The sequence below is a fragment of the Paraburkholderia lacunae genome (assembly GCF_003353175.1).
GTDB lineage: Bacteria > Pseudomonadota > Gammaproteobacteria > Burkholderiales > Burkholderiaceae > Paraburkholderia > Paraburkholderia lacunae.
In genome coordinates, this window is record NZ_QHKS01000061.1 from 1 (window position 1) to 17,722 (window position 17,722).

Annotated in this window: 15 protein-coding genes and 1 pseudogene; 9 read left to right on the plus strand and 7 right to left on the minus strand. The window is 60.7% G+C overall.

Annotated elements, in window-relative coordinates:
• Positions 1–116 (plus strand): annotated as a pseudogene (locus tag DLM46_RS38145) (IS30 family transposase); the annotation flags it as partial.
• Between the two features lie 222 nt (positions 117–338).
• On the opposite strand, the gene DLM46_RS38150 reads toward DLM46_RS38145, so the two are convergent.
• Positions 339–2,135 (minus strand): hypothetical protein, encoded by a 1,797-nt coding sequence (locus DLM46_RS38150; RefSeq protein ID WP_133300451.1) that lies wholly within the window; start codon positions 2,133–2,135, stop codon positions 339–341.
• A gap of 1,914 nt (positions 2,136–4,049) precedes the next feature.
• Between DLM46_RS38150 and DLM46_RS38155 the strand changes: the two genes are divergently transcribed.
• The 4 genes from DLM46_RS38155 to DLM46_RS38170 all read left to right on the plus strand — a co-directional run bounded on the left by DLM46_RS38155 (position 4,050) and on the right by DLM46_RS38170 (position 7,439).
• Entirely contained in the window at positions 4,050–4,376 is a 327-nt protein-coding gene (locus tag DLM46_RS38155; protein ID WP_208866441.1) for a hypothetical protein, read from the plus strand.
• A 362-nt stretch (positions 4,377–4,738) separates the two neighbouring features.
• Positions 4,739–4,939 (plus strand): hypothetical protein, encoded by a 201-nt coding sequence (locus tag DLM46_RS38160; protein ID WP_115110093.1) that lies wholly within the window; start codon positions 4,739–4,741, stop codon positions 4,937–4,939.
• Positions 4,940–5,316: 377 nt separating this feature from the next.
• On the plus strand, positions 5,317–5,664 hold the full coding sequence (locus DLM46_RS38165) for a hypothetical protein (RefSeq protein WP_244306533.1): 348 nt from the start codon (positions 5,317–5,319) through the stop codon (positions 5,662–5,664).
• Between the two features lie 788 nt (positions 5,665–6,452).
• Positions 6,453–7,439 carry a hypothetical protein gene (locus tag DLM46_RS38170; RefSeq protein WP_115110060.1) on the plus strand — a complete coding sequence of 329 codons (987 nt, stop codon included), beginning with the start codon at positions 6,453–6,455 and terminating at the stop codon, positions 7,437–7,439.
• A gap of 228 nt (positions 7,440–7,667) precedes the next feature.
• On the opposite strand, the gene DLM46_RS38175 is transcribed toward DLM46_RS38170, so the two are convergent.
• Positions 7,668–8,414 carry an SDR family NAD(P)-dependent oxidoreductase gene (locus DLM46_RS38175; protein ID WP_115110063.1) on the minus strand — a complete coding sequence of 249 codons (747 nt, stop codon included), beginning with the start codon at positions 8,412–8,414 and terminating at the stop codon, positions 7,668–7,670.
• Between the two features lie 84 nt (positions 8,415–8,498).
• Between DLM46_RS38175 and DLM46_RS38180 the strand changes: the two genes are divergently transcribed.
• From DLM46_RS38180 to DLM46_RS38190, 3 genes are all read left to right on the plus strand, one after another.
• On the plus strand, positions 8,499–9,404 hold the full coding sequence (locus tag DLM46_RS38180; protein WP_165848161.1) for a LysR family transcriptional regulator: 906 nt from the start codon (positions 8,499–8,501) through the stop codon (positions 9,402–9,404).
• Between the two features lie 201 nt (positions 9,405–9,605).
• Positions 9,606–9,887, plus strand: a complete 282-nt coding sequence (locus DLM46_RS38185) for a DUF3303 domain-containing protein (protein ID WP_115110070.1) — start codon at positions 9,606–9,608, stop codon at positions 9,885–9,887.
• Between the two features lie 37 nt (positions 9,888–9,924).
• The gene (locus tag DLM46_RS38190; protein ID WP_244306534.1) at positions 9,925–10,659 is read left to right on the plus strand and encodes a hypothetical protein; all 735 of its coding nucleotides are present in this window, start codon (positions 9,925–9,927) and stop codon (positions 10,657–10,659) included.
• A 147-nt stretch (positions 10,660–10,806) separates the two neighbouring features.
• On the opposite strand, the gene DLM46_RS38195 is transcribed toward DLM46_RS38190, so the two are convergent.
• Both DLM46_RS38195 and DLM46_RS38200 read right to left on the minus strand, forming a co-directional pair.
• Positions 10,807–11,430: an MlaC/ttg2D family ABC transporter substrate-binding protein gene (locus tag DLM46_RS38195; RefSeq protein ID WP_115110078.1), complete on the minus strand. Its 624-nt coding sequence runs from the start codon at positions 11,428–11,430 to the stop codon at positions 10,807–10,809.
• Between the two features lie 103 nt (positions 11,431–11,533).
• A complete protein-coding gene (locus DLM46_RS38200; protein ID WP_115110080.1) occupies positions 11,534–11,821 on the minus strand; it encodes a DUF1330 domain-containing protein in 288 nt (95 codons plus the stop codon).
• 252 nt (positions 11,822–12,073) lie between these two features.
• Here DLM46_RS38200 and DLM46_RS38205 point away from each other — a divergent pair, with 252 nt between their 5' ends.
• Complete coding sequence (locus tag DLM46_RS38205; protein ID WP_115110084.1) at positions 12,074–12,838, plus strand: hypothetical protein; 765 nt, start codon at positions 12,074–12,076, stop codon at positions 12,836–12,838.
• 236 nt (positions 12,839–13,074) lie between these two features.
• Here the strand turns inward: DLM46_RS38205 and prpF are convergent, their stop codons facing one another.
• The 3 genes from prpF to DLM46_RS38220 form a co-directional block, all read right to left on the minus strand.
• The gene (gene prpF / locus DLM46_RS38210; RefSeq protein ID WP_115110087.1) at positions 13,075–14,280 is read right to left on the minus strand and encodes a 2-methylaconitate cis-trans isomerase PrpF; all 1,206 of its coding nucleotides are present in this window, start codon (positions 14,278–14,280) and stop codon (positions 13,075–13,077) included.
• A gap of 193 nt (positions 14,281–14,473) precedes the next feature.
• The gene (acnD, locus tag DLM46_RS38215; protein ID WP_115110090.1) at positions 14,474–17,071 is read right to left on the minus strand and encodes a Fe/S-dependent 2-methylisocitrate dehydratase AcnD; all 2,598 of its coding nucleotides are present in this window, start codon (positions 17,069–17,071) and stop codon (positions 14,474–14,476) included.
• A gap of 284 nt (positions 17,072–17,355) precedes the next feature.
• The coding region (locus DLM46_RS38220; protein ID WP_279635278.1) for a citrate/2-methylcitrate synthase at positions 17,356–17,722 on the minus strand (367 nt) is incomplete at its 5' end.

The following is a 17,722-nucleotide window of genomic DNA, read 5'->3' on the forward strand; positions in this document are numbered from 1 at the left end:
ATTCACAGGCTAAACTCAATGCCGTAGCGAGACGATTGAACGAGCGTCCGAGAAAAACCCTGAACTACGAAACGCCAGCCGAACGATTCCAGCAAACTATTGCATCCACCGGTTGAATCCGCCAGATGCAGCGGTCATTTGCGCCTTCGACTCGGTCAGCATGGCGGTCATTGGAAAAGATTTTCACCCCAGTCATGAGAATTCCAAACGCAGGCATCTTTTTTAACGCCTTTGTTTTGTGCAAACTGAACCCTTCTCGCAGCCTCGGCATAACTGGGATATCCGTCAAGCGTCACAGGCGACGCCATAGAACGATGGCTTGTCTTTGATGTGCCCCATCACTTGCCGACAGGGCCGTTCACTAATCCTGCGATGCCTGCAACGATAAATGACGCCAGCACATAGCCCATGATTTTGTGGAAATAGAAGTAAAAGCGCGCCCACCCGTGCAGGTCTATTTCGTAGTGCGCTTCACGCAACCGAATGATCGGTAGCAGCATGTCAATGCTATAGATCACACCGAGCGGTGGGTCGGCGAGTCTTCCTTCGCCAGACAGTTTCAGGATTAATGCGCCCAGCGCGATAAAGCCGATTGCCCACCACAGCGCGTACGACGTTCGAAAACCATATCCGACGAATACTTGATGCAGCGTCAGCAATACGCGATCGATGCCGTGCGCCGTTGTCCGTTCACGGTTCTTTCCGGCATAGAGTACGTCTACAGCCTTGTCGTCCTGGTCGATCTTGCTCAGCATCCGGGCGGCTTGTGCGTAGGTTTGCGCATTGAAGGTGGTCTGGCGCCCAAGCCACATGATCCACCAATCTGCGGGTCGCTGCGACAAATCGCTCAGCCGATTGGCGTCGAGAACGCTTGGATTTTCATAGCTGAAACCAACCAGATCGAAGTGCTTCGGCCAGCCATCGACGCAGCTTGTCCATTCGTGCGGATCGTGACAGGTCATCAGATCCTGAATGTCGCGCGCCGACGCATTGCGCAGGATCAGTTGCGCGTCGCCCTGCCAGCGGGGCGCCGCACGGCCAGGCAAGGCTGAACCGAGCCGCAATCCTTCGCCAATGCGTGCGCCGGTCAAGTCGAGAGTCGCAAATGAGCCGCTCGACAGGTCCAGATTGCCGCCGACGTTTAAATAGGTCATCGACGCGCGCTTATTGATTACGGTGCCACGCAAGAACATGGTACGACCCACCGTCAGGTTTTCGGTCCGCAGAATGCCGTCGATCTGTGCGGTGCTCATGTCGAGTTGACCAACCACGTGCGTCGAGCTGAGGGTGACGTCGTTCTTGAAGATCGTCTTGCTATTAAGATATCCGCTTTGATCGACCTCCACGGCGTCCAACGTAAATGAACCGGCAATGATGGATTTCTGGATTACCAGTTCTCCGCCGATTCTTGCCTCGGTAAGGCTCACATCCGAAAAAGTGCTGCCGGATGCAAAAAAGCCCTTGGCGATTCTAGCGGCACCCGCCTTGAAAGGACCTTTAATATGGAAGCCGTTAAGCGAAAGCTGTCCGCCGATATCTGCGCTGATGAAGCTAGCCAAGCCCGCAGCAGTTGCGCGGTCGAGCACGACCGACGAAGACGTTTTGATACCTGCCATGTCGACGTCGCCATCCAATGAGCTTCCGTCGAACGACAGCTGTCCGTCGACGACGGCCTGCGACATTTTGAGCGCAGCATCGAAGCGGCAGTGACTGAGCGTGACAGGCACTTGGACGTGGGCGCTCGTGAGGTTAATGATTTCTGAAAACCGCGCGCCGCGAATCTCTACCCCGCGATAGGGGATCGCATTGCGCAAACGTACATCGGTCAGGATCATCTCGATGAAGCGGGCAGACAAGGTGCGCTGGGCCGGCCAGGAGTGAGCGTCCGCGGGAGGGTCTATTGGAGCCAACGTTTGGAGATCGGCCGCATGTCCTGTGCAAATGCGATGCCATGTCCATTGCTCCTGCGATGTCCAGTCTGACGCATGCCCCGGCAAGCGGGTTGCACAATCGAATATACGGTCCGCCGGATGTGCATCGGATCCAGCGGACGGCACGGCGGCCGCGATGAAGACGCTCACGAACGCCGCGCCCCACATAATGCGAGCTGCCCGATAACGGTGCAAAAGGTCCATGCGATTCTCCGGCGGGATGTTTAAGCCTATATTTGGACGAGGAACGTCCAGTTCCTTGAAAAACCGCAAGCATGAAATCGTTCTAGTGGAAACAGGGCCTGGTTGCAAAGGTTTGCTTTTGACCGAGGTGGATAATGAGACCGGTAACGTTAATGGCTGTCGGCGCGCTCGCCGTTTTTCTGACCACGCCCGTCCTTGCGCAGAATGAACCTGTGGGAGAAACGTCAGAACCGTTGTCCGTCGCTCCGCGGTCAGCGCCTGCGAACAAAGATCGATGCAAGCAGGGCTTCGTATGGCGAGAGGCCACTGGTAATGATCATGCTTGTGTGCGACCTGCCACACGCGAGCAGACGAGCGCGGACAACCGTTTGGCCGCGTCGCGCCGGTCGCCGAACGGTGGCCCGTACGGGCCCGATACATGCCGCCAAGGCTTTGTCTGGCGTGAGGCCTTTCCAAACGACCACGTCTGCGTACCGCCCGCCACGCGCGAAGCTGCGCGACGGGACAATGCATACGCACGCCAGCGACTCGCCAGCACGGGAGGTCAGTGAGAGAAAGACGAGTCACGTGAGTCTGGCGGCGTGCGCAGGAACGGATGCTGGAGATTGTGGACGAGCACAGGGACCGTTAAAAAGCGCGGGGTTTACGGCATTCCATTAAATGGCGCAACCATCGACGAGCTGGGCGGCAATGGAATTCAGGAGCACCGGCACAACCGTCCGCCGGTTCAGACGTTTGTCGCCCAGATCGAGGCGGAGTCGAACCATCTATAGAGGTCGCTCAGGCCGACGGCCGAATGGCATAGTGAAACGAAGGGCCGCTGTTAGAAGCGAACTCGACATCCGAATGTCCGCGTGACCGCTTGGACTTACGACCGCAGATGGCCGACCACTCCCTGATGCGGCTGATTGAGTTCGACCCACATGCGTCACTCGCTATCGAGTTGCGACTGGCCGATCCCAGGTCGGAGAGAGACATTCCTCAGTGGCGATCGCTACACACGTGCGACCGATGCTGGGTTGTCGCTGAACTGTCCATTGCGAACGCACTGGAATTTGGAAGTAATCCGAAGCTTCGAAAACAACGTTCACTTAATTCATGACGGGTCCATTCTTCACTCGCCTGAATTGGCCGCATGAGTGCAGTCGTTAGCGTCGGCCGAAGCTCGGATTGCATTAACATCAGCTTCCGGAGGCCCCAGTTGGAAGAAGTGTGCGTCGAACCCCACGCGAATCGCTTAGAAATCTTAAATAGTGCGAACGGATCAGGAAGATGATCAGCCTTAGCTGGAGTGGAGCATGTCAACGACTGGCGCCTCGCAACGCCGCACCCGAAGGACCGAGGACACCGGGGACATAAAAGTCGGCGTCACCGCCGTGGAGTCGGGACGCCGCTGAATCACACACCCGCGGGGCTGGGTAGACCGCACGAGTGACTTGAAGATACCGTTCGCCGTTGCTCGCAACAAGACGAAAAATATTCGTTTGTAACAGCGGCCGAGGCATTTTTTTCATCATTAAATCTGAGGATCTTGGCTGCGCAACTGGCGACGGTGCTCTGCTGGAGTCGGCGCGCACCGGTCGCGTTTGTGAATTTACAAACCCAAAAATTTCTTACAAAACTGCTCATTGATTGAACCCTGCCGGCGCTACCATGGCTGACAAGTGGAGATTCCCGTGTGCCCCCAGTACGAGTCCAGCGAGCACCCTCTCTGCTCCGGTCTCTCGACAGAAATTCTGGCGCGCATCATGGAAACGCCTAAAACGGCATGAACTGCGCGGGTTCGATGTGCTACCCGCTCCGCCAGGGCACCCAACCGGACGAAACCGGCCAAGGAGGTTTTAGCGATTGCGACGTGACGAATCCATGCTTCGTCTTTTCGGATTTCGATTAGTCTGGGTATCGGAGGGCATCATGCAATACGAGTACGGTGGCTGGACCATCGACGCCACACCGGATTTTTCCCTTGGAAAATTCTTCGCGCGCGCGACACTGACCCGTGCGTCGCCCGACCCTGAAGCGGGCACCAAAATGCACGAAGGCCGCGATCTTGCGTGGTTTGACAGCGAGAGCGAAGCGATCGAGTTTGCGCGCCAATGGGCGATTACGTGGATTGACGATCAGTCCGCTCGCCAATGGGCTGTTGCGTGGGTCGACAATCGCGGCATCAGCAGCGCAGGCACGTACACTGAACCGCCAACGTCAGGCAACGGACTCCGCGTCGAGGCTCTTACCAAATGAAAAGTTGACCCATTCGGCCGGATAGACAACGTTACTGGCATCGGCGACGCCTGCGATGCGCCGTGACGTTCGATACCGGCCAGCACCCGTTGCGCGACTACCCAGGGCAGATATTCAGCCGCCCGCTCCCTTTCGAGTATCACTGCTGAGCGGCCGATTCTGGCCGGTTACACCTATTCATTCTGTCGCTGGCCATTCTGGCTATCGTGATGATGAATTCGTTTCGCACTATCCATGATCGATTGGCGCCGTTGAATATGAGGCACGCAATTTGCTCTCGTCTCAATGACCGGCTGGAATCCGTGGCGCTGCTAATCCAACGACCAGGTCCCGGTTCTAAACAGTCCCAGGAGGAATGGGCGATGAAACTCACCAGAAAACACATTGCAATCGTGGCGTCGGTCGTACTGCTGGCGATGGGTGCGCCTGGATGCAAGCGGGCGGATAACAGCACCGACGCCGGCGCCGCAGCGACAGGGGCGAGTGGAACGATGAACAACCCCGCGGCCGCCGGAGCCATGAGCCCAGGTAGCGCGGCAGCAGCGTCGGGCGCGAGCCAGTGACAGGGCAACTGGGGGCGCCCGGAGGGCGTCACTCACAGCACAGTGCAAGGGCTGTATCCAGCAGTCGTACACGACATCTCCGGGAGACCGACAAGCGGAGGAATTGCGGTCTCCCCGGCTGGAAAGAGGGGATCGCATCATGAAATCCAGATTCCGCTATCAGGCCAACATCTGCGGTGGCGATTTTCAGCACGTCAGGGACTGTTTTGTCGGATGGAAGCGGCAACCGTAACTGCCGATCTGATGGTCGGAAAAACGGATGGGAAAGACACACGGCGAATCCAGTGATGTGTCGCGATGGGGCTCCGCCACCCGCTACACCCGGATGAACAGAGTCGACCGTCGTCCGCGATTCCCGGGTACGGGGGTGGCTCGCAATGTGCTGGAAGCCTGAAAAGCCGACCGGTCTGCCGGCTATCGAAACGTGGGAGAAAGCCATGCCACCTGGAGCAAAACATCCCTCCGCTGCAGATCTGGCGCGTTGCCAGGTTGAGTATTTTGTTGAACTGGCGCGGGCCAGTTCGCACATCGCCAGTACGCAGTCGACCGCCACGCAACGGGCAGCGATCGCCGAGACGTTCAGCGAATTTGTGGAGCGTCACGGAGCGCAGGATTTTTCTGTGTTCGTTGAACTCCTCGCTCGTCGCCTCGAGGAAAGGCGGAGTCCCGAAGCGGCGAGCGCAGTTCGCCATGATGTGTGCTTGCAGCTCAGCGTAGCGCTGTAACTTCGCAAACCAATCTGCAGGCTTTCATGGTTTCCTGCGAGGCACCATGCGAGAACCCCTTGCGGCCCAGCACAAATCAGTCCGATATCCGTTTCGCTCGACGTCTCACAGGCATGGTTGTTGCGCATGTGAGCAAACTGAGTGAACGTCAAGCGCGCGATCGTGAACGGCCAGACACTTAGGTGCGGACAAACACGAAGCGTGCGCCGGTCCGGTGAAGTTCCGATTCTACGAATCCTTGTAATTGTTACTACCAGCAATGAACCACACTCCGGCCTCACGACATCGTCGGGCACTGATCGTCGTGCCTGGCGTCCCCAGCGATTCGGGCGGCTTTCCGCACGGACTATGGGCCGTGTCGGTCCGCTGCCCGACAGGACAGCTCCGGGTCGCCACGCTGTGGCAGTTGATTCGACCGTACGCTTCGCATGTAATACGTACCCGCGCACGTTCTGACCGCAAGGCGGGTTTTGAGGAACTCAGTCTGGTCTTTGCCGGAACGCTGGACGAAACGTTACCCGCGATGGTCGACCATCTTGCAGCGCAGTCATGGGTGCTCGATGCGTGGTTCGTTCCATGGACACCCTTACGGGTATTTCCATCGACGATGCCTGATCAATCTGGAGATCCTGATTGAGAGGTTGCATCGAGGTGTACTGGGGGAGGAGTGTGAGTCGCTGTGGTGACGCGTAATCGCGCTGCGACGACCGGACAGTGAAGGCAGCGCCTGGAAAAGCCGGGAGTCTGCCCAATGGATAGAAGAGCAGTGTTGAACCTTCAGGAGCAACATGAACTTTTTTCCCTGCACGCTGGTTTATGTGGATCTCGATGCGAGCCCCGGTCCCAACGCAACGAATCGCGACCCGCTGTCGTACGTGAGTCAGGCGATCTGCCTGAACAACAGCTTGCGACAGGTGGGCATGCCCACGCTGACCATCATGAGCAACGCGCCCGCCGATGTCGCGCGACGGCTCGACAGCATGGCGCCGGAGAATCGTCCAGCGCTGATGAGGTTGAACGCGACCATCGAGTTGTCGAAGGACACACCGTTCTACGCGGCGCATTTCAAACTGGATCTGCTGGATCAGGTTGCCGGCGCGTTACCCGCCGACACCATGCTGCTGCTACTCGACACGGATATGGTAGCGATGCGGCCACTCGAGCAGAAGCTGATCGGGCGATGCGCTGAAGCAGGTCTAGGCGCGTTTGACATCTCCGATCAGGTATTTCCGGCGTATGGCAGCGAAAAGGTCGTCGCCGATCTGGAAATCGTCGCGGGCCGGCGCTTCAGGAATCCACGCTGGTACGGCGGTGAGTTTCTGCTGGGTACCCCCGCGGCGTTGCGCCGGTTGGTGCTGCACGCGCGCACCACTTACACGCGATATGTCGGTGAAATTGACCGGGTGGGGCATCACGGCGACGAGGCGTTTATCTCGGCGACACTGAACGCACTGGCCGATGAAGGACAGGGAATTGTCGAGGTCGGTGCTTACCAGGCGGTAGGCCGCCATTGGCCCGGTAACAATTATCGGGACCTGCGGTGGTTTCGTGGCTGTTCGTTCATCCACTTGCCGGGCGGCAAGGCGTTGCTTGAGAAAGAGGCGCGTTCTGCCGGATTCGTGCCGCAGCGCTTCTGGCGCCGTGTGCGAGCGGCGCACCTGCGTGGCCGCGTGCGTTATGCGTTGAAATGGATCGCTCGCGCGCTGAGTGTCGAGCGCCCCGCGACGCGTTTTGCTTGCACGATGCGTCGCCTGAGAAGCCAGACAACCCGGTAACAGCAGGCGCAAGCCCCCGGCCCGGCGTGCCGCCTGAAAACTCGACCGACTGTCGCGTTCGTTGCGGGAGCAATTTGGCCTACGCCGGCGGACCCGAAAAAATAGGGCTGTTGCCATAAACAGTTATTTGATAGTCATCCAGTTTCTACGAATCGCGCATTAGTCCAGGCAACACACCCGCCCCCTCCCACGTGGGTCACGTGGGTCGTGGGAGAGGGTCCCGTGTAGTTACACCTGCGCGTAACCGCCGTCGACCGGGAGGTCGATGCCGGTGATGTAGCTGCTGCTCTCTGAAGCCAGGAACAGCGCCGCAGCGGCCAGCTCCTCAGGACGGCCAAGGCGACCCATCGGCGTCATGGTCGAGAACGCTTGCTTCGCTCCATCCGCCTGTTCCTTGCTGGTGAACTGGCTATCGATGATCGGCGTATCGGTGGCGCCCGGGCTCAAGGTGTTGACGCGGATGCCACGGTCCTTCAGCTCCATCGTCCAGGTCTTGGCCAGCGAACGCAGGGCCGCCTTGGTGGCGCCGTACACGTCGTGCGCCGGCAGGCCCTTGTCGGCGACGATTGAGGACGTGAGGATGATAGAACCGCCACGTTTCATCAGCGGCAGCGCTTTCTGCACGGTGAAGATGACACCACGAAGGTTGATGTTCAATGTCTTGTCGTAGTGTTCCAGCGTGATCTGATCGATCGTCTTCTGCTCGACGAAGCCTGCGTTGGCAAACACGATATCGACGACGCCCTTTTCGGCTGCGACGGTTTCGTAGAGCACGTCCAGATCGGCGAGATTGGCGACGTCGCCCTTGACTGCTGTCACGTTCTTGCCGATCGCTGCTTTGGCCTTGTCGAGCTCGGCCTCACGCCGGCCCGTGATGTACACGTAGGCGCCTTCCTCGACGAACCGCCTGGCCGCGGCCAGGCCGATACCGCTGCTGCCGCCGGTAATGACGGCCACTTTGTTCTTCAGTTGCATGACGAATCTCCGTTTGGTTTGCGATGCTGGCAAGAGTATTCTTTGCACTCACGCAAATAAATTAGCAATATGCGCAAATCAAACTTGCAGAAACGCACAGAACCTCTCGCGTGGGACGACCTGCGCACAGTGCTGGCCGTCGCGCGCGAAGGCAGTCTCAGCGGGGCTGCCCGTGCGCTGCAGGTCGAGCATTCGACGGTCTTCCGGCGTCTGCGCGCAATCGAAGAGCGCTTCGGCGCCGAACTATTCGAGCGCGGACGCGGTGGCTATTCGCCGACCGCTCATGGCGAGGCCGTGGCGGAGTCGGCGCGAGTCATGGAGGAGGCCGCACTCGCTGCCGAGCGCCGCGTTCTCGGCGCCGACGTCCGACTGAGCGGTGTCGTACGGATCGCCACGACGGAGATGTTCGCCGCGTATCTTCTGCCCGAAGTACTGCCGACCTTTCTCGACGAGAATCCAGAGATCGAGATCGAGATCGACGTCGCGAACCAGAATGTCAATCTGACGCATCGCGAAGCGGACCTCGCACTCCGAATTGCCGATCAGCCAGCCGAGCATCTGTACGGCCGGAAGGTCGGCGAGCTGCGCTACGCCATATTCGCTCACCGCCGGTACTTCAGAAGAGGCACGGCACCGCAGTTGGAGGAGCTGCCGTGGATTGGCTTCGACGAGAGTTTGCGCCGGCTGACGATAGCGCGGTGGCTCGATGCGCGACTGCCGGGAATGCGTCCGCGATTGCGGGCCGATTCGACCATCGCGATCATGCACGCCGCGGCAGCCGGAATAGGTGCTGCAATTCTTCCGCTCCTCGCTGCGGACGCCAATCCATCGCTGCGTCGCGTGACCGGCGTCCTGGAAGAGTTAGCCGTACCGCTTTGGGTACTCAACCATGCCGATGTTCGCGAAAACGCGCGCGTGAGAGCGCTATCGCGTCATCTGGCGACAACGCTACCCGCGACGCTCGAGAGGCTCCAACAAAGCCAATCGTGACGCGAGCGATGCACGCAAACAGGATGACTGCCGATTTCCCTGGCGATGTAAGCCGTCGCCCCGCTCTGCTCCCCGAGTCGACATGCGTTTTTTGCAGTGCGCCCCCCAATTGCATCCGTATGCCGCCATCGTGCGTATATAAATGAAGCAGGTGGACGAGCCACGAGCCACCGTCACGAGCCACCGTCAGGAGACACAGCCATGAAATTCATGATGACCTTCCACTGGGCACCGGATACCGAACAGCGTGCCGAAGCCATCGCCCGTTTTCAGCGAACCGGCGGCCTCCCGCCTGACGGCGTCCGTTTGGTGGGCCGGTGGACGCGAGCCGATCTGAGCTCAGGGTTCGACCTGCTCGAAACAGATGATATGAAGAAACTCACCGAGTTCGCCTATCAATGGAGCGATCTGATGGAGTTGGAAATCACGCCGGTGCTTGACGACGCCGAGTTGGGCGAAGTACTGGGGCGCGTAGCGAAGTAGATTGTTCAACGCATGTTCGACATCGACACTATTCGACATGAACACCACTGGGCGCGCCCGCAGCCACGACCTGCGGCACCGCGTGACCCTTGCAGCTGGGCCGGGACGCTGGCGACGGGCGATCCTGGCCATGCTTGTCGTGCTGATCGGCTATGCCGCCGCCGATCTCTTCTGGCCGTTGCACCGTGACCTGAGCCGCTTTGATCCCATTGCGACGGGGACACTCGAAACGAAAATATGGCGTTCTTACTATGACCGCCAGCACGTGGCGCTCTTTCTCGAACTGGCGCAGACCCTGCGTACGCAATATCGCTTTCCGTGGCTAAGGTCGTACGTCGGCGCTTACTACGGCGCATCCGCCGCCTTCACCTTCAAGGAAGGCCACGAGCGTAGCGATTACGAAAAAGCGTTGCCGGCGCTGCGCACCTATTTCAGCCTGATCCGCAATACCGGGAACCGCGACTTCGATGTCTCGCGCACCGCCGCGCTCGAACTGGAATGGTGGATCGTGCACCGGCAGCGTGAGCGCTATCCGCCCGGCGCGTTGGCCAGCGCGTGCGCTGAAGCTGCCGCATCGCTGTACGTGGTGTCCGCGAACTCGACACTCGAACACGGGCGCTTGCGTGCGCAAGCGATGCTGCTTCGCGACACCCGTGAAGAAGCAGGCAGCGTCACCGACGCCGATTGGGCAACCATCGAATCGCTATTGCACCGGAGCTACCTGTCACTTGGCCATGCCGTTTCATCGACACCTGGGACATCGACGAACTGATCGAGGCACTGGGCCATGACAAGGCCAGCGCCGCGCGGCAATCGTCCGTCGCGCGACCAATATCCTGCCAGGCACGCCCAGCGCCGACGCACCGCTCATTCATCGCTCATTCATCGCCCACACATCGCTCGCTTACCCGACAACCACTTACTGTTGTCCCGAAGCCAGATGCTGATTGCGCTCAGTGAGAAACAGAATCAGACCGTCCACACCGCTTTCCCGGATCTTGTCGCCGAACTGCTGCCGATATGTCGGGATCAGCCAAACGCCGAGCACGTTCAGGTCATATAAACGCCAACCCTGCGGCGTCTTATACAGCCGGTAGTCGATCTCCGCCGGCTCGCCGCTCTTGATGGCGATCGTGCGCACCACCACGTCCGTATCGGTTGGAGCGATGCGCGACGGCGGGTAGTCGATTTGTTGATCCGCCCGGAGTTGACCCACAGCGCCCGAATACGTATGAATCAGGAGCATCTTGAACTGTTCGACCACCTGCTGCTGCTGCGCCGGCGTCGCCGTCCTCCAGTAGCGGCCCATGACGAGCGACGTGGTGCGCCGAAAATCGGTGTAAGGAAGAATGTCCCTGTTCACGATATCCATGATGCGGGGGATATCGTCCGGCTCGATCGCCCGGGCGCGCACCTCGTCGAATATCTGCTGCGTCGCGGTCTTGATCAGCGCCTGCGGGTCTGATTGGTTGACTTGCGCATACGCCGCAACGCTGAACGAGAACAGCGCTGCGCAAAGAGGCGCCAGAAATAGAGTCTTCATATGCACGATCCTTCCTGAATGCGTCAGCGCAATGCAAGACCGGCATCCTCCATCTGGGCCCGATCGTGCCGCGCCGACACGCATCGCGTTCGCCGCTTTGTCGTCATACGCCTTCGACGAGCACAGCGCGATAGCGCGCCCCCTTTAAACGATGTTGCGCTGCCGCCTGATATGCCGGACTGTCGTACCACGCACGCGCGGCCGCCGTGGACGGAAACTCCACGACCACGACGCCCTCCGGCGCATCGCCCTCGAGCACCTGCTGAGGTCCGTAGGCGGCGAGAATCTTGATCGGGTGACCTTTGAACGTCTCGCCGACCTTGCTTTGGTAGGTGTCGAGTTCGCCCTGATCCTGCGTGCCTTCTCGTGTAAAGACAATATAAGTCGCCATGGCATTCGCTCCTGCAATCGTGTGAAGTCGCACACGATGATGCCACGAAACCGCAGACGCAATCGGTACGCTGCCTCCGCCCAGGTATCGGGCCGCCACGTGGGCCGGCGGGAAGCGTGTCGTCGTCCACTGAGAACCTTGGCACGCCAATCCCCCGATGATTGGGCCGCAACAGCGAGCGTCCTCGATCAATGGAATAGTCCTCTGCGCCTGGTCGTTTACACCTCGTACCAGCACCTCGGACATATTTCGATGAACACCTGGCCGAAGTACGTCATTCGATCCAGTGGCAGCGTGCTGCTGGCGACCTTCTCCGCGTTGCTCGCTGCCTGTGGCGGAGGTGGCGGCGGCAGTGGCGCGAACAACATGCCCACTACGATGGCGTTTTCCGGTACGACGGCAACCGGCAAGGCGCTCGCGAACGCGGCCATCAGGATCGACTGCGTGCATGGCTCGACGTCCGTGGCTGCTGATTCGAACGGGAACTACCACGCGACACTTGGCGCCGTGCCACCTTGCCTGATCACCTCGACGTCGGGTGCGACTGTGCTGCTGTCGACGGCATTTGCCGGCGGCACATACAACGTCACACCGGAAACGGATCTTTTGCTGTCGTATCTGGCCGCGCAACTGGGCACGACCGAAAGCGGACTCGTCGCCGGCATCCCAACCGACACGCGAATTCAGCAAGCACTGGCGAATCAGAACAATGTGCTGACTGCAGAGACCGCTGTCGTACAAAATCTGCAGCAAAGATATAGCTTGACGCTGACCACTCCGAATTTCCTGACCTCTGCGTTCGTCGTCGGTCAACCAGGCGTGGACAGCGATCTCGAAGCACTCCGCACCAGCGGCGCAATCGACGCTAACGGCGAGCCCGACCCAGCCGCGATCTCGCTCATGACGACGGCGGGAGCCGCGCATCCGATCGCGACATCGCCGGCCTCCGGCACGGGCGGAACCGGTGGAAGCGGTGGAACCGGGGCGGGGACCGGAAGCATGGGCGGCATGATGTGACGCGATGGGACACGACGGAATGCGGCCAATGCAAGCGCAACCCTTCTGAACCCTGCTCCGGTCGCGACGAACCCCACCCTTGCCCGTTGGATCAATTTGCGGCGCAGCGAACGGTGTCAAGCCTCATTGGCTCGCTGCCGCGGTGATTCCGTTTGCGCTCGCGATTCTCATCGCGACTTCGCTTCTTTCCCGCCTCGATGTCAGAGCACAGCGCTAAGCCGTGAGCTGACAAACCGTCAACTGCTGGATCGGTTCTGATCTGCTCCAGGCACGCGCACCCACCCTTCCATCAGCACACGAGCGCTGCGGCTCATGACGGCCTTGGTGACGGTCCACTCGCCGTTGTTCCGGCGAGCTTGCGCACCCACCCGCAAGGTGCCCGACGGATGACCGAAGCGCACCGCGTCGCGTTCGCCACCACCGGCTGCGAGATTCACCAGCGTGCCCGGGATCGCGGCGGCCGTGCCGATCGCGACCGCGGCCGTCCCCATCATCGCGTGATGCAGCTTGCCCATCGACATCGCCCGCACCAGCAGATCGACGTCGCGGGCGGCAATGCGCTTGCCGCTCGACGCCACGTAATCGGCCGGCCTCGCGACGAACGCGATCTTCGGCGTGTGCTGCCGCGTCGCAATCTCGTCGAGATGCCCGATGAGGCCCATGCGCAGCGCGCCATGCGCACGAATGGTCTCGAACCTCGCGAGCGCTTTGTCGTCGCTATTGATGGCGTCCTGCAACTCGGTGCCCGTGTAGCCGAGCGCCTGCGCGTTCACGAAGATGGTCGGAATCCCGGCGTTGATCATCGTTGCCTGCAGCGTGCCGACACCCGGTACCTCGAGATCGTCGACCACGTTGCCGGTCGGGAACATCGCGCCGCCGGCGCCCTCTTCTTCGGCGGCCGGATCCATGAACTCCAGTTGCACTTCCGCCGCGGGGAACGTCACGCCGTCAAGCTCGAAGTCGCCGGTTTCCTGCACGGCGCCATCGGTAATGGGCACGTGGCCGATGATGGTCTTGCCGATGTTGGCTTGCCAGATACGCACGGTGGCCACGCCGTTTTGCGGAATGCGGTTCAAGTCGACCAGGCCGGCGCTGATCGCAAACGGGCCTACGGCGGCGGAAAGATTGCCGCAGTTGCCGCTCCAGTCGACCAAGGCCTTGTCGATGGAGACCTGGCCGAACAGGTAATCGACATCGTGATCGGGCCGGCGGCTCTTCGCGATGATGACCGTCTTGCTGGTGCTCGAGGTTGCGCCGCCCATGCCGTCAATCTGCTTGCCGTACGGGTCCGGGCTGCCGATCACACGCAGCAGCAGCGCATCGCGCGTCGCGCCCGGCACCTGCGCGGCTTCGGGCAAATCCTGCAAACGGAAGAACACGCCTTTGCTGGTGCCCCCGCGCATATAAGTCGCCGGAATCTTGATCTGAGGTTGGTGAGCCATGAAATTGTCGTCCTGATATGAGTGGGCGGCACGTCGCCGTACCGCCCGAACGCGATGAGAGAAACGCGTCCTTACATGCCGTCTCCAGGCTTGTCTTTTACTTCCGTCCTTAAGCACGCCTTTACGGACGTCCTTAGGGATGCCCTTAGGGACACCTTTAAGCACGTCCTTAAGCACGTCCTTAAGCGCGCCTTCAAGCAGCCGCCTTCGACGATTCCAGAAAATCCTGCGCAAAGCGTTGCAACACGCCGCCGGCCTCGTAGATGGACACTTCTTCCGCGGTATCGAGGCGGCAGGTCACCGGCACCTCCACGCGCTCGCCGTTCCTGCGATGGATCACGAGCGTGAGGTCGGTGCGCGGCTTGCGTTCGCCGATCACGTCGAAGGTCTCGGTGCCGTCGATACCCAGCGTGTGACGGTTCACGCCGGGTTTGAACTCCAGCGGCAACACGCCCATGCCGACCAGATTGGTGCGGTGAATACGCTCGAAGCCTTCGGCGACGATCGCTTCCGCGCCGGCGAGACGCACACCCTTCGCCGCCCAGTCGCGCGACGAACCCTGGCCGTAGTCGGCTCCGGCAATCACGATCAGCGGCTGCTTGCGCTCCATGTAGGTCTCGATGGCTTCCCACATGCGCGTCACCTTGCCTTCGGGCTCGATGCGGGCCAGCGAGCCGGCCTTCACCTTGCCGTCTTCCAGCACCATCTCGTTCTTCAGCGTGGGGTTCGCGAAGGTGGCGCGCTGCGCGGTGAGGTGATCGCCGCGGTGGGTCGCATAGGAGTTGAAGTCCTCCTCCGGCAGGCCCATCTTCGCCAGGTATTCGCCGCAAGCGCTATCGGCGAGGATCGCGTTGGACGGCGACAGGTGGTCGGTGGTGATGTTGTCGCCCAGCACGGCGAGCGGCCGCATGCCCCTGAGCGTGCGCTCGCCGGCGAGCGCGCCTTCCCAGTACGGCGGACGGCGGATGTAGGTGCTCATCGGACGCCAGTCGTACAGCGGGTTGGCCGTCTCGCCGGTATCGACGGACACGGCGAACATCGGCTCATACACCTTGCGGAACTGTTCCGGCTTCACGCTGGCAGCGAAGAGCGCGTCGATCTCCTCATCGGACGGCCAGATGTCCTTCAGCGTAACGGGCTTGCCGTCGGCGTCGATCCCCAGCACATCTTTCTCGATGTCGAAGCGGATGGTGCCGGCAATCGCATAAGCCACCACCAGCGGTGGCGACGCGAGGAAGGCCTGCTTCGCGTACGGATGGATGCGGCCGTCGAAGTTGCGGTTGCCGGACAGCACGGCGGTGGCATACAGATCGCGCTCGACGATTTCCTTCTGGATCGCAGGATCCAACGCACCGGACATGCCGTTGCAGGAAGTGCAGGCATACGCGACGACGCCAAATCCCAACTGTTCCAGTTCCGGCAGCAGCCCGGCCTCTTCCAGATACAGCGTGACCGCTTTCGAACCCGGCGCCAGCGAGCTCTTCACCCACGGCTTGCGGAGCAGTCCACGCCGGTTGGCGTTGCGGGCAAGGAGGCCCGCGGCGATCATGTTGCGCGGGTTGTTGGTGTTCGTACAGCTGGTAATCGCGGCGATGATCACCGCGCCGTCCGGCATCAGGCCAGGCTCGTTCTCCACCTTGCCGCTGATGCCGCGCGCGGCCAGTTCCGAAGTCGGCACGCGCTTGTGCGGATTGGACGGCCCGGCAATATTGCGCACCACCGAAGACAAATCGAAGCGGATCACGCGCTCGTACTCGGCGTTCTTCAGGCTGTCCGCCCAGAGGCCTGTTTCCTTCGCATAGGTTTCCACCAGCTCGACCAGTTCGTCGTCGCGGCCGGTGAGCTTCAGGTACTTGATGGTCTGCTCGTCGATGTAGAACATCGCGGCGGTGGAGCCGAACTCGGGCGCCATGTTGGCAATGGTCGCGCGGTCGCCCAGCGTCAAATGGGAAGCGCCTTCGCCGTAGAACTCCAGATACGAGGACACCACCTTCTCTTTACGCAGGAACTCGGTCAAGGCCAGCACGATATCCGTCGCGGTGATGCCCGGTTGCGGCTTGCCGGTCAGCTCCACGCCGATGATGTCCGGCAGACGCATCCACGAAGCGCGGCCCAGCATGACGCTTTCTGCTTCGAGGCCGCCCACGCCGATCGCGATCACGCCCAGCGCGTCCACCATCGGCGTGTGCGAGTCGGTGCCCACCAGCGTGTCGGGGAACGCCACGCCGTCTTTCACCTGCACCACCGGGCTCATGCGCTCGAGGTTGATCTGATGCAGGATGCCGTTGCCCGGCGGAATGACGTCGACGTTCCTGAACGCGAGCCTGGTCCAGTTGATGAAGTCGAAGCGGTCTTCGTTGCGGCGGTCCTCGATGGCGCGGTTCTTCGCAAACGCGTCCGGATCGAAGCCGCCGCACTCGACGGCAAGCGAGTGGTCCACCACCAGTTGCGTCGGCACGACCGGGTTGACCATCGCAGGGTCGCCGCCTTGAGCCGCAATCGCATCGCGCAGACCCGCGAGATCGACCAGCGCCGTTTGGCCAAGAATGTCATGACACACCACGCGCGCCGGGAACCACGGAAAATCCAGCTCGCGCTTGCGTTCGACGATCTGCTCGAGCGATGCGTTCAGCGTGGCCGGGTCGCAGCGACGCACGAGATTTTCGGCCAGCACGCGCGACGTGTACGGCAGCTTGTCATAAGCGCCTGGCTTGATCGCATCGACGGCGGCGCGCGTGTCGAAGAAATCCAGCCCGGTGCCGGGAAGGCGTTTGCGGTTTGCAGTATTCATGGCTTGGGGGGACAACTCTGGGGACAAAACGGTAATGATCCGGGGACGGTGTGGCGGCCGGGCTTCAGTTTAGCTCGCCGGCTTGCCGCCGGTCTCGCGAACAAGCTGCAAAACGCGCCGCAAAAAACAGCCTTGGCTCGGGGTTCCAGCGAGCCAAGGCCTAACTTCATTGCGTCGCGCTCACGAGACGCAATGGAGGAGAAACGCTTGCGGCTTTGCCCGTACGCGTTCATGGCGCCTTAAAACACACTTCGAGACGCCCGAAGACACACCTTGGAACGCTTTCAGACGCGTTTGGCGAGCGGCACGAACGGCAAATCGTCGGGGCCGGTGTAATTCGCGCTCGGCCGGATGATCTTGTTGTCGATGCGCTGCTCGATGATGTGCGCGCTCCAGCCGGCAGTGCGGGAGATCACGAAAAGCGGCGTGAACATCGCCGTCGGCACGCCCATCATGTGATACGACACCGCGCTGAACCAGTCGAGATTCGGGAACATCTTCTTGGCTTCCCACATCACCGATTCCAGCCGCTCGGCGATATTGAACAGCTTCAGGTTGCCCGCGTCCTTCGAAAGCTTCTTCGCGACTTCCTTGATGACCTTGTTGCGCGGGTCGGCAATCGTGTAGACCGGGTGGCCGAAACCGATCACC